The sequence below is a fragment of the Streptomyces neyagawaensis genome (genome assembly GCF_023516595.1).
GTDB classification, from domain to species: Bacteria; Actinomycetota; Actinomycetes; order Streptomycetales; family Streptomycetaceae; genus Streptomyces; species Streptomyces neyagawaensis.
The window spans coordinates 33,319-44,550 of sequence record NZ_JAMGBG010000057.1; the positions used below are offsets into that span (position 1 = coordinate 33,319).

Below are 11,232 nucleotides of genomic sequence, written 5' to 3' on the forward strand. Positions count from 1 at the left end.
CCCGTCCGAGGCCATCTGGACGGCGCCCGGGGGGTCGGCTAGCTTCGCCCGCCATGAGGGCCATGGGGCAGTCGAGAAGCAGGATCCGGACGAGTCGGACGATGACGATGGGACTGGCCGCGACGGCGCTCGCCGCCGCCCTGGCCGTGCCCGCGCAGGCACACGGGGACGGCCGGCCACCGCACTGGGAACTGAAGCAGACCGGCACTGACGTGCGCTTTCGCGGGCTGGCCGCGGTCAGCCGGAACACGGCCTGGCTGGCCGGCACCGGCGGCACCGTGCTGCGGACGAGGGACGGGGGCGAGCACTGGCGCACGGTGTCACCGCCCGGCGCACAGGATCTGCAGTTCCGGGACATCGAAGCGTTCGACGCACGCCGGGCGGTCGTTCTGGCCATCGGTGAGGGCGAGTCCTCCCGCGTGTACCGCACGGACGACGGCGGCGCCACCTGGACAGAGACCTTCCGCAACACCGACTCGCGCGCCTTCTACGACTGCCTGACCTTCTTCGACCCGCGCCACGGGCTCGCCATGAGCGACCCGGTGGACGGGAAGTTCCGCATCCTGTCCACCGAGGACGGCGGCCGCTCCTGGGACGTCCTGCCGAACGACGGCATGCCCCCGGCCCTGGAGGGCGAGGCGGGCTTCGCGGCGAGCGGGCAGTGCCTGGTCAGCTCGGGCCGGCGCGATGTCTGGCTGGCGACCGGCGGAGCGGCACGCGCGCGTGTGCTGCACTCCGCCGACCGCGGCCTGACCTGGACGGCCACCGACACCCCCGTCCCGGCGGGCGACCCGGCCCGCGGAGTCTTCGCCCTCGCCTTCCGCGACCGGGCCCACGGCATCGCCGTCGGCGGTGATTACCGCGCCGACCAGCCGTCCCCGAGGGCGGCGGCCACCACCGGTGACGCCGGGCGCCACTGGACGTCCGCCGCGCAACCACCGCCCGCCTACCGCTCCGGCGTCGCCTGGCTCCCGTACAGCCGTACGACCGCCCTCGCCGTCGGCCCCACCGGCACCGATCTCACCACCGACGGCGGCCGGACCTGGCGCACGGTCGACACCGGCTCGTACGACACGGTCGACTGCACCCCCGACCGGGGCTGCTGGGCCGCCGGGGAGAAGGGGCGCGTGGCCCGGCTGGAGAACTGACGGGACGGCCGGTGAACGGGCGGCGGGCGGGAGTGGATCCCGCCCGCCGGGATACCCGTGCGGTGTTCGCGTCATGAAGGGAGTGATCGGCATGCCACGCGGTTCGAGCCCCAAGCGGGAACGCCAGTACGAGCACATCAAGGAGAGTGCCGAGGACCGCGGTGAGAGCGAGTCGCGCGCCAAGGAGATCGCCGCCCGCACGGTCAACAAGGAACGCGCCCGGTCCGGCGAGTCCAGGACCGCGAGCCGTACGTCCACGCAGGACATGTCGTCCAGCAAGCGCGGCGGGCAGCGCTCCCACAGTGGGTCCGAGGGACCCACGTACGACCAGCTGTACGAGGAGGCCAAGCGGCGCAATATCCGCGGCCGTTCCGACATGAACAAGAGCCAGCTCAAGCGCGCCCTCGACAAGTAGCCGAACAGCCCCTGGGAGGCGTGCTCACGGCGGGGATGCGTACGCTCGTCGGACCATGACGACCGTACGCATCCCCGCGGGCTGGCCCGCCACCGACGATCAAGCCCGAGCCGTGCAGGACGAGTTGCGCGGCAAGGTGGTCCTCGACGAGACCGGGCCGCCGCCCGGCACCGGACATGTCACCGGCGTCGACGTCGCGTACGACGACGAGCGGGACGTGGTCGCGGCGGCGGCCGTCGTCCTGGACGCGGCCACGCTCGACGTGGTCGCCGAGGCCACGGCGATCGGCCAGGTCTCCTTCCCGTACGTCCCCGGGCTGCTGGCCTTCCGCGAGATCCCGACCGTCCTCGCCGCCCTCGACGCGCTGCCGTGCGACCCCGGTCTCGTCGTCTGCGACGGCTACGGCCTCGCCCACCCCCGCCGCTTCGGCCTCGCCAGCCACCTAGGCGTCCTCACCGGACTTCCCACGATCGGCGTCGCCAAGAACCCGTTCACCTTCACCTACGACGACCCGGAGACCCCCCGCGGCAGCGCCTCGCCCCTCCTCGCCGCCACCGGATCGGGCACCGAGGAAGTGGGCCGCGCGCTGCGCACCCGCACCGGGGTCAAACCGGTCTTCGTGTCGGTCGGCCACCGCGTGACCCTCGACAACGCCTGCGCCCACACCCTCGCCCTGACCCCGGCCTACCGCATCCCGGAGACGACCCGGCACGCCGACGCACTCTGCCGCCGGGCCCTGCGGGAGGCGGCGGGCTGAGCCCTCGGGGCGCGCACGTGAGTACGTCCGGGGCTCGCATCTGAGTACGAGTACGGATACCGACGCGTCGTCATGATCGGCAGGCTGTCGGTATGACGACGCACCGCGCCCCGAAGCCCGCCGCCAGCCCCAGCCAGCCCGTCGAGCGTGCCGTCACCGCCGGGCTGCTGCTCGCCCTGATCGCCGGGCTCGCGTGGATCGGCGGGATGGTCTACACGCTGACGGGATGGGCCCAGTAGGGCGAGGGCGGCGGGGGCGGTGGGCCCCCGGCCGCCTCACGACGTCGGGAGCCCGCGTCACCGGGAGGCGGCCACCCGGAACGTGATGCCCGCCGCGCGCAGACGTTCGATCAGCGCGTCGCCCATCGCGACCGCCGTCGTGACCTGGCCCGCGGTGGGCGGAAGCTCGTCGAAGGCGAGGCAGAGCGCCGACTCGGCGAACATCTTCGCGGTCTCGCCGTAGCCGGGGTCACCGCCCGCGACCTCCGTGAAGACACGCCGGCCGCCACCCTCGCCCACGAACCGCACCGAGAACCAGCTCTTGGCCCGCGTCTCGGCGCTCGGCCCCTCACCCGGCTTGTGCAGGTTGCCCAACCAGCGCCGGGCGGGCGGCACTTGCGCGGCGGCGACGACCGCACCCACGAACGCGACCCCGCCCACCGCGAACGGCAACGTCCTGACGGCCGCGTAGTGGCGGTAGCGGAAGTCCGGCCCGTACCGCTGCAGAGCCCGCGCCGAACGCTGCACCACCTGCGCGTCGATGGTCGGCAGCGGCAGGGCCCACGCACCGACCTCCTTGGCGAAACGGGGCGCGCTCACCGGCGCGTACGCCCGCCGCCCCACCGTCCGCGGCTCGTGCCGCTTGCGGTCCCGCGCGGCGGCTGCCGTCTGCCGGGCCCGCGAGAAACCCGTCAGCGCGGAGTTGAACGTACCGCCCGAGAACATCCCCGACGCCCGCACGAAGCCGTCGACGGTGATCGGCACGTCCTCCGGGAGCTGTCGCACCGTGAAGTACGCCCCCAGGTCGTGCGGGATCGAGTCGAAGCCCGCCGCGTGCACGATCCGCGCGCCCGTCTCACGCGCGCGTGCGTCGTGCCGGACGAACATCAGGTCCACGAACTCGGGCTCACCGGTGAGATCCAGATAGTCGGTGCCCTCGTCGGCGCAGGCGGCCACCAGTTCCTCGCCGTACGTGATGTACGGGCCGACCGTCGTGGCCACCACCCGGGCCTGCCGGGCGAGTTCACGCAGGGACGCCGGATCGGACACGTCCGCCCGGAGCACACCGATCCCTTCACCGCCGGGGAGCCGCTCCCGCAGTGCCGCCAGCTTCTCGGCGCTGCGCCCGGCCAGTGCCCAGCGCAGCCCCTCGGGCGCGTGCTCGGCCAGATACTCCGCGGTGAGCTCGCCGACGAACCCCGTCGCCCCGAAGAGCACGATGTCGTACGCCCGATCCGCCCTGCTGTGCGTGCCCATGCAACCCCTCAGCCCTCGCCCCCGCGCCGTTGTCGGTGGGTGAGGCTAGCGTGAGGGACGAGCAGCCGAACGCGCGGGATCCGGAGGTGGCCGTGGCCGTGCCCAGGAACGCCCTGAAAAAATGGGAGAAGGTACGCGAGTTCGCCCTCGGGATGCCCGGCGCCGCCGAGGAGTTCCCCTGGGGCGAGAGCGTCGCCAAGGTCAACACGAAGGTGTTCGTGTTCCTCGGTGTGGATGACGGCAGCCATCCGCTGGGTGTCACCGTGAAGCTCAAGGACGAGGAGACCCGCGCCCACGCCCTGACCTGTCCGGGGGCCGAGCCCGCCGGATACGGCCTCGGCAAGGCCGGCTGGGTGCGCGTCCCGCTGGAGGAGCCGGGTGCCCCGAGCGCGGAACTGCTCTGCGACTGGGTCGAGGAGAGCTACCGCGTGATCGCCCCGAAGCGCCTGATAGCGGAGCTGGAGACCCGCTGAGCCTGGCCGACGCGCGCCGGGACATCCGGCACTACCTTGGGCACAATGGCTAAGCGTTCGCTCACCCGGGCCTTGTGCGCGGTGGAACACGTTCTTAGCATCACTGGTGTTACATCATCGGTGTCACAGAGCTGGGGGCTCTCGATGGCAGTGGCGAAGACGCCCGGGCACGGCCCGCTCGCCGGTGTGCGCGTGGTCGAACTCGCGGGCATCGGCCCCGGTCCGTTCGCCGCCATGCTCCTCGGCGACCTCGGCGCCGACGTGGTCCGCGTCGACCGGCCCGGCGGCGCCGGCCTTGCCGTCAACCCCCTGTACGACATCACCAACCGCAACAAGCGGTCCGTGATCGTCGACCTCAAGTCCCACGACGGCCCGGACACCGTCCTCGCCCTCGCCGAACGGGCCGACATCCTCATCGAGGGCTACCGCCCCGGAGTCGCCGAGCGCCTCGGCGTCGGCCCCGAGAACTGCCACGCCCGCAACCCGGCCCTCGTCTACGGCCGGATGACCGGCTGGGGCCAGCAGGGCCCTCTCGCCCAGCGCGCCGGCCACGACATCGCCTACATCGCCCTGACCGGCACCCTCGGCATGATCGGCACCCCGGACACCCCGCCCGTCGCCCCCGCGAACCTCCTCGGCGACTACGCGGGCGGCTCGCTCTACCTCGTCGTCGGTGTCCTCGCCGCCCTGCACCACGCCCGCGCCACCGGCGCCGGCCAGGTCGTGGACGCGGCCATCGTCGACGGCACCGCGCACCTCTCCGCGATGATCCACGGCATGCTCGCCGCCGGCGGCTGGCAGGACCGCCGCGCCGCCAACCTCCTCGACGGCGGCTGCCCCTTCTACGGCACCTACGAGACCGCCGACGGCCGGTACATGGCCGTGGGCGCCCTGGAACAGCAGTTCTACGAGGAGTTCGTCGACCTCCTCGGCATCAAGGACCGGGCGCCGGCCCGCAAGGACGTCGCCGCCTGGGGCGCCCTGCGCGAGACGGTCGAGGCCCGCTTCAAGACCCGGTCGCGCGACGAGTGGACGGCCGTCTTCGAGGGCTCCGACGCCTGCGTGGCGCCCGTGCTGTCGCTGCGCGAGGCCCCGGACCACCCGCATCTCGCGGCCCGCGGCACGTTCACCGACTTCGGCGGCATCACCCAGCCCGCCCCCGCACCCCGTTTCTCCGCGACCCACACCTCGGTCCGCGGCGGCCCCGCCCAGCCGGGCGCCGACACGACCGACGTCGCCCGCGACTGGGGCATACCCGGCCTCCTCGACGCCCGTTCCCCGGCCGCCGCCACGGACGTTCCCCCGAGGGAAGCCGTCCCGAACGGCGAGGCCGGCGTCTGACGCCCGGCCACCGCGCCCCCGACCACCCGGCTCTCCACCGCCACCCGAAAGGCCAGACCCGTGAGCACCGAAGCGTACGTGTACGACGCGATCCGCACCCCGCGCGGACGCGGCAAGGCGAACGGCGCCCTGCACGGCACCAAGCCCATCGACCTCGTCGTCGGGCTGATCCACGAGGTCCGGCGCCGGCACCCCGGCCTCGACCCGGCCGCCGTCGACGACATCGTGCTCGGCGTGGTGGGCCCCGTCGGCGACCAGGGCTCCGACATCGCCCGTATCGCCGCGATCGCCGCCGGACTGCCCGACACGGTGGCCGGCGTCCAGGAGAACCGCTTCTGTGCCTCCGGTCTGGAGGCCGTCAACATGGCCGCCGCCAAGGTCCGTTCCGGCTGGGAGGACCTGGTGCTCGCCGGCGGTGTCGAGTCGATGTCGCGGGTGCCGATGGCCTCGGACGGCGGCGCCTGGTTCAACGACCCGATGACCAACCTGGCCGTCAACTTCGTGCCGCAGGGCATCGGCGCCGACCTCATCGCCACCATCGAGGGCTTCTCCCGCCGGGACGTCGACGAGTACGCCGCCCTGTCCCAGGAGCGGGCCGCCGCGGCCTGGAAGGACGGCCGGTTCGACGCCTCCGTCGTCCCCGTCAAGGACCGCGCGGGCCTCGTCGTCCTCGACCACGACGAGCATCTGCGGCCGGGCACCACCGCCGACTCGCTCGCCAAGCTGAAGCCGTCGTTCGCCGACATCGGCGAGCTGGGCGGCTTCGACGCGGTGGCCCTGCAGAAGTACCACTGGGTCGAGGAGATCGACCACGTCCACCACGCGGGCAACTCCTCCGGCATCGTCGACGGCGCGGCGCTCGTCGCCATCGGCTCCCGCGAGATCGGCGACCGCTACGGCCTGCGCCCGCGCGCGCGGATCGTCTCCGCCGCCGTCTCCGGCTCCGAGCCCACCATCATGCTCACCGGGCCCGCGCCCGCCACCCGCAAGGCCCTCGCCCGGGCCGGACTGACCATCGACGACATCGACCTCGTCGAGATCAACGAGGCGTTCGCCGCCGTCGTCCTGCGCTTCGTCAGGGACATGGGCATCTCCCTGGACAAGGTCAACGTCAACGGCGGCGCCATCGCCCTCGGCCACCCGCTGGGCGCCACCGGCGCGATGATCCTCGGCACCCTCGTCGACGAGCTGGAGCGCCAGGACAAGCGGTACGGGCTGGCCACGCTGTGCGTGGGCGGCGGCATGGGCATCGCGACGATCGTCGAGCGCGTCTGACACCCGGCGGAACCACAAGACTTCTACGGAGAGCCCCCTCATGACCGAGAGCACCACCATCCGCTGGGAACAGGACCGCTCGGGCCTGGTCACCCTCGTCCTCGACGACCCCCACCAGTCCGCGAACACCATGAACCAGGCGTTCCGCGACTCCCTCGCCGTGATCACCGACCGCCTGGAGGCCGAGAAGGACTCCATCCGCGGCGTCATCATCACCTCCGCCAAGAAGACCTTCTTCGCCGGCGGTGATCTGCGCGACCTCATCCGGGTCACCCCCGACACCGCGCAGCAGCTGTTCGACGGTGGCCTGGAGATCAAGCGCCATCTGCGCCGCATCGAGACCCTCGGCAAGCCCGTCGTCGCCGCGATCAACGGCGCCGCCCTCGGCGGCGGCTTCGAGCTGGCCCTCGCCTGCCACCACCGCGTCGCCCTCGACGCCCCCGGCTCCAAGATCGGCTGCCCCGAGGTCACCCTCGGCCTGCTCCCCGGAGGCGGCGGCGTCGTCCGCACGGTACGGCTCCTCGGCATCGCCGACGCGCTGCTGAAGGTCCTGCTCCAGGGCACCCAGTACAGCCCGCGGCGCGCCCTCGACAATGGCCTCGTCCACGAGGTGGCCGCCACCCACGACGAGCTGATGGCCAAGGCCCGCGCCTTCATCGACGCCAACCCCGAGTCCCAGCAGCCCTGGGACAAGCCGGGCTACCGCATCCCCGGGGGCACGCCCTCGAACCCCAAGTTCGCGGCGAACCTGCCCGCCTTCCCCGCCACCCTGCGCAAGCAGACGGCCGGTGCCCCCTACCCGGCCCCGCGGAACATCCTCGCCGCCGCCGTCGAGGGCGCCCAGGTCGACTTCGAGACGGCCCAGGTCATCGAGGCCCGCTACTTCGTGGAGCTGGCCGCCGGCCAGACCTCGAAGAACATGATCCAGGCGTTCTTCTTCGACCTCCAGGCCGTCAACTCCGGCGCCAACCGCCCCAAGGGCGTCGAACCCCGCCAGGTCCGCAAGGTCGCCGTCCTCGGCGCCGGGATGATGGGCGCCGGCATCGCCTACTCCTGCGCCCGCGCCGGCATCGACGTCGTCCTGAAGGACGTGTCCGCGGAGGCCGCCGCGAAGGGCAAGGGCTACTCGGAGAAGCTCTGCGCGAAGGCCGTCGCCAAGGGCCGTACGACGCAGGAGAAGGCCGACGCCCTGCTCGCCCGGATCACCCCCACCGCCGACCCGGCCGACCTGGCCGGCTGCGACGCGGTCATCGAGGCCGTCTTCGAGGACACCGCCCTCAAGCACAAGGTGTTCCAGGAGATCGAGAGCGTCGTCGCCCCCGACGCGCTGCTCTGCTCCAACACCTCCACCCTCCCCATCACCACCCTCGCCGAAGGTGTGGAGCGCCAGTCCGACTTCATCGGCCTGCACTTCTTCTCACCCGTCGACAAGATGCCGCTCGTCGAGATCATCAAGGGCGAGCGGACCGGCGACGAGGCCCTCGCCCGCGCCTTCGACCTGGTCCGGCAGATCAAGAAGACCCCGATCGTCGTCAACGACTCCCGTGGCTTCTTCACCTCCCGTGTCATCGGCCACTTCATCAACGAGGGCGTCGCCATGGTCGGCGAGGGCATCGAGCCCGCGTCGGTCGAGCAGGCGGCGGCCCAGGCGGGCTACCCCGCGAAGGTCCTGTCCCTGATGGACGAGCTGACCCTGACCCTGCCCCGCAAGATCCGCACGGAGACCCGGCGGGCCGTGGAGGAGGCGGGCGGCACGTGGGAGGAGCACCCCGCCGAGGCGGTCATCGACCGCATGGTCGACGAGTTCGGCCGCACCGGGCGCAGCGGCGGCGTCGGCTTCTACGACTACGGTCCCGACGGCCGCCGCACCAGGCTCTGGCCGGGCCTGCGCGAGCACTTCACCCGCCCCGACCACCGGATCCCCTTCGAGGACATGCAGGAACGCATGCTGTTCTCCGAGGCCCTGGACACCGTCCGCCTCCTGGAGGAGGGCGTCCTCACGTCCGTCGCCGACGCCAACATCGGCTCGATCTTCGGCATCGGTTTCCCCGGCTGGACGGGTGGCGTCCTCCAGTACATCAACGGCTACGAGGGCGGCCTGCCGGGCTTCGTGGCCCGGGCGAGGGAACTGGCCGACCGCTACGGCGCGCGCTTCACGCCGCCGGCGCTGCTGGTGGAGAAGGCGGAGCGGGGGGAGAGGTTCACCGACGCGTGACGGTTCGGGGGCGGGGGTGCGTTGGCGGCCGCGGGTTCGTTGTGGCTGGTCGCGCAGTTCCCCGCGCCCCTGAAAAGCGACCGGGGCTGCGCCCCGTGCTCTTCAAGGGGGAGGGCGGGCCGCAGGCCCGTCCCTCCAGGGGCGCGGGGCTCTGACATCTGCGGCTCCGCCGCGTGGGCGCGAACAACCCCCACTCACCCGCGGACGAACGACACGGCCCCCACCCCTCACCCCTCCTTCAGCCACTCCCGCAGCTCGTCCCTCAGTGAGCGCTGGAACGTCGTCAGCAGGGCCTGGACGACCAAGGGCTGCATGTGGGCCGAGAGGGACTTCACCGCCTGCGGGTCCCGCTCGGCCACCGCGTCGCGGAAGAGACCGGACAGCTCGTGGGCGGCCGCCCGGGCGTGCTCGATCAGGACGTTCCGCGCGGCGAGGATCGACTCCTGGGACAGGGGCACATCGAGGAGTTCCACCCCCAGCCGCAGCAGACCGGGGTCCACCCGGAACCCGTCGCCGTCCCGTTCGACCAGGCCCATCGCCGTGAGCCGCTCCACGTCGTCCTCGTCGAGGGGCCGCCCGGCCCGCGGCTCCAGCTCCTCCCGTGTCACCGTCTCCACCGCGTCCGGCGCCCAGGAGGCCACGACGGCCCGTTGCAGGGCGAGATCGCGCGGCGACAGATCAGGCGGCAGCTGCCGCAGATACCGTTCGATGGCGGCCAGGGTCATGCCCTGCCGCTGGAGTTCCTCGATCAGCGCGAGCCGGGCGAGATGGCCGCGCCCGTACCGGCCGACCCGACGCGGACCGATCACCGGCGGCGGCAGCAGCCCCTTGGTGCTGTAGAAGCGGACCGTGCGCACCGTCACCCCGGCCCGCGCGGCCAGCTCGTCCACGGTCAGGACCCCCTCCTCGGTGTCCTCGGCCGTGTCGGCGCCTTCCCCGGTCTCGGTCGTCATGTTCAGCAGTATCGCTGTCCCACCAGTGCTGTGAAAGCTTCAACAGGTGCTCCGGGGGATTGTCAGTGGGTGCCTCTACGGTGGGGCCATGTCGGGGATCACATACGTCAGGGGGGACGCCACCGTGCCCCTGGGCAAGGGCGTCAAGGTCATCGCCCACGTCAGCAATGACCTCGGCGGCTGGGGCAAGGGCTTCGTCCTCGCCGTGTCCCGCCGCTGGCCGGAACCGGAGGCGGCCTACCGCGCCTGGCACCGTGACCGCGCGCACAACGACTTCGGGCTCGGCGCGGCCCAGTTCGTCCAGGTCGGGCCGTACACCTGGGTGGCCAACCTGATCGGCCAGCGCGGCATCCGTACGGGCAGCAAGGGCGTCCCCGTCCGCTACGAGGCCATCGACAAGGCCCTGGCTCTGCTCGCCGACAAGGCCCTGGAGCTCGAAGCCTCCGTCCACATGCCGCGCATCGGCTGTGGTCTCGCCGGCGGCACATGGTCGCGGGTGGAGCCCCTGATCAGCGAGCGGCTCGTGCGGCGGGGGATAGCGGTGACGGTGTACGACCACGGGGACTGACGGCCCGGCGGCGTGCCGGGCCGAGCGGCGGCCGTTGGGGTGAACCGTCGTCGATTATCGGTCAACTCTGGCGCAGACGTGCGACGCGTCGCGCGTGTGAACGGGTAAGCCACCGGTATGAACCTTCTTCCGGTGGACATCGGTCCGTTGAACCCCCCGGTCGCGGAACTCGTCGTCGCGGCGGTGCTGTTCGCGCTGGTGTTCCTCTTCTTCGTCCGGCTGGCGCCCCGGGTGCAGCACGTGCTGGCGGAGCGGGAAGCGGTCACCGACGGGGCGGAGGCGCGGGCCGAGGCGGTACGGCGGGAGGCGGAGATCAAGCGGGCGGAGGCGGCCGCGACCCTGGCCGAGGCCCGCCACGAGGCCGCCCGTATCCGCCAGCGGGCCTTCGCGGAGGGTACGACGCTGGTCGCGGAGGCCCGTGAGGAGGCCCGGCGCGAGTACGCGGCGATCGTCACCCGGGGCCAGGCCCGCATCGCCTCCGACCGGGTCAGCGCCGAGGCCGAACTCCGCGTCCACGTATCGGAACTGGCCTCGAACCTGGCGAGCAGGATCCTCGGCGAACAGATCGACGCGAAGGCGGAACCACGTCTGTGACCGCCGAACCATGCGCGT

At 72.5% G+C, this 11,232-nt stretch carries 12 protein-coding genes; 10 read left to right on the forward strand and 2 right to left on the reverse strand.

Translation table 11 applies throughout. The annotated features are described in order from the left end of the window. Positions 1-101 precede the first annotated feature (101 nt). The 4 genes from M8J73_RS24580 to mmpA all read left to right on the forward strand — a co-directional run bounded on the left by M8J73_RS24580 (position 102) and on the right by mmpA (position 2,559). Complete coding sequence (locus tag M8J73_RS24580) at positions 102-1,148, forward strand: WD40/YVTN/BNR-like repeat-containing protein (protein ID WP_055542798.1); 1,047 nt, start codon at positions 102-104, stop codon at positions 1,146-1,148. Positions 1,149-1,239: 91 nt separating this feature from the next. Next, entirely contained in the window at positions 1,240-1,563 is a 324-nt protein-coding gene (locus M8J73_RS24585; protein ID WP_055542800.1) for a hypothetical protein, read from the forward strand. A 55-nt stretch (positions 1,564-1,618) separates the two neighbouring features. Continuing rightward, positions 1,619-2,320 (forward strand): endonuclease V, encoded by a 702-nt coding sequence (locus tag M8J73_RS24590; RefSeq protein ID WP_055542799.1) that lies wholly within the window; start codon positions 1,619-1,621, stop codon positions 2,318-2,320. 92 nt (positions 2,321-2,412) lie between these two features. Next, positions 2,413-2,559: a morphogenic membrane protein MmpA gene (mmpA, locus tag M8J73_RS24595; protein ID WP_167738806.1), complete on the forward strand. Its 147-nt coding sequence runs from the start codon at positions 2,413-2,415 to the stop codon at positions 2,557-2,559. Positions 2,560-2,616: 57 nt separating this feature from the next. Here mmpA and M8J73_RS24600 read toward each other — a convergent pair whose 3' ends face one another. Further along, positions 2,617-3,795, reverse strand: coding sequence for a saccharopine dehydrogenase family protein (locus M8J73_RS24600; RefSeq protein ID WP_249829063.1), 1,179 nt, complete (start codon positions 3,793-3,795; stop codon positions 2,617-2,619). Between the two features lie 92 nt (positions 3,796-3,887). Between M8J73_RS24600 and M8J73_RS24605 the strand changes: the two genes are divergently transcribed. The 4 genes from M8J73_RS24605 (at position 3,888) to M8J73_RS24620 (ending at position 9,099) form a co-directional block, all read left to right on the forward strand. Then, positions 3,888-4,268 carry an MmcQ/YjbR family DNA-binding protein gene (locus M8J73_RS24605; RefSeq protein WP_055541629.1) on the forward strand — a complete coding sequence of 127 codons (381 nt, stop codon included), beginning with the start codon at positions 3,888-3,890 and terminating at the stop codon, positions 4,266-4,268. Between the two features lie 144 nt (positions 4,269-4,412). Further along, positions 4,413-5,609: a CaiB/BaiF CoA transferase family protein gene (locus tag M8J73_RS24610; RefSeq protein ID WP_249829064.1), complete on the forward strand. Its 1,197-nt coding sequence runs from the start codon at positions 4,413-4,415 to the stop codon at positions 5,607-5,609. Positions 5,610-5,669: 60 nt separating this feature from the next. After that, positions 5,670-6,884: an acetyl-CoA C-acetyltransferase gene (locus M8J73_RS24615; protein WP_055541115.1), complete on the forward strand. Its 1,215-nt coding sequence runs from the start codon at positions 5,670-5,672 to the stop codon at positions 6,882-6,884. A gap of 40 nt (positions 6,885-6,924) precedes the next feature. Further along, positions 6,925-9,099, forward strand: coding sequence for a 3-hydroxyacyl-CoA dehydrogenase NAD-binding domain-containing protein (locus M8J73_RS24620; RefSeq protein WP_055541116.1), 2,175 nt, complete (start codon positions 6,925-6,927; stop codon positions 9,097-9,099). Positions 9,100-9,326: 227 nt separating this feature from the next. On the opposite strand, the gene M8J73_RS24625 is transcribed toward M8J73_RS24620, so the two are convergent. Further along, a complete protein-coding gene (locus tag M8J73_RS24625) occupies positions 9,327-10,052 on the reverse strand; it encodes a MerR family transcriptional regulator (RefSeq protein ID WP_055538740.1) in 726 nt (241 codons plus the stop codon). Positions 10,053-10,140: 88 nt separating this feature from the next. Between M8J73_RS24625 and M8J73_RS24630 the strand changes: the two genes are divergently transcribed. Both M8J73_RS24630 and M8J73_RS24635 read left to right on the forward strand, forming a co-directional pair. Continuing rightward, positions 10,141-10,620: a macro domain-containing protein gene (locus tag M8J73_RS24630; protein WP_055538741.1), complete on the forward strand. Its 480-nt coding sequence runs from the start codon at positions 10,141-10,143 to the stop codon at positions 10,618-10,620. A gap of 117 nt (positions 10,621-10,737) precedes the next feature. Next, complete coding sequence (locus M8J73_RS24635) at positions 10,738-11,214, forward strand: F0F1 ATP synthase subunit B family protein (RefSeq protein ID WP_055538742.1); 477 nt, start codon at positions 10,738-10,740, stop codon at positions 11,212-11,214. The last annotated feature ends 18 nt before the right edge of the window (positions 11,215-11,232 follow it).

Coding starts and splice junctions, on each gene's coding strand:
- M8J73_RS24580 (WP_055542798.1), top strand. CDS start 102: ATGACGATGGGACTGGCCGCGACGGCGCTCGCCGCCGCCCTGGCCGTG.
- M8J73_RS24585 (WP_055542800.1), top strand. CDS start 1,240: ATGCCACGCGGTTCGAGCCCCAAGCGGGAACGCCAGTACGAGCACATC.
- M8J73_RS24590 (WP_055542799.1), top strand. CDS start 1,619: ATGACGACCGTACGCATCCCCGCGGGCTGGCCCGCCACCGACGATCAA.
- mmpA (WP_167738806.1), top strand. CDS start 2,413: ATGACGACGCACCGCGCCCCGAAGCCCGCCGCCAGCCCCAGCCAGCCC.
- M8J73_RS24600 (WP_249829063.1), bottom strand. CDS start 3,795: ATGGGCACGCACAGCAGGGCGGATCGGGCGTACGACATCGTGCTCTTC.
- M8J73_RS24610 (WP_249829064.1), top strand. CDS start 4,413: ATGGCAGTGGCGAAGACGCCCGGGCACGGCCCGCTCGCCGGTGTGCGC.
- M8J73_RS24620 (WP_055541116.1), top strand. CDS start 6,925: ATGACCGAGAGCACCACCATCCGCTGGGAACAGGACCGCTCGGGCCTG.
- M8J73_RS24625 (WP_055538740.1), bottom strand. CDS start 10,052: ATGACGACCGAGACCGGGGAAGGCGCCGACACGGCCGAGGACACCGAG.
- M8J73_RS24630 (WP_055538741.1), top strand. CDS start 10,141: ATGTCGGGGATCACATACGTCAGGGGGGACGCCACCGTGCCCCTGGGC.
- M8J73_RS24635 (WP_055538742.1), top strand. CDS start 10,738: ATGAACCTTCTTCCGGTGGACATCGGTCCGTTGAACCCCCCGGTCGCG.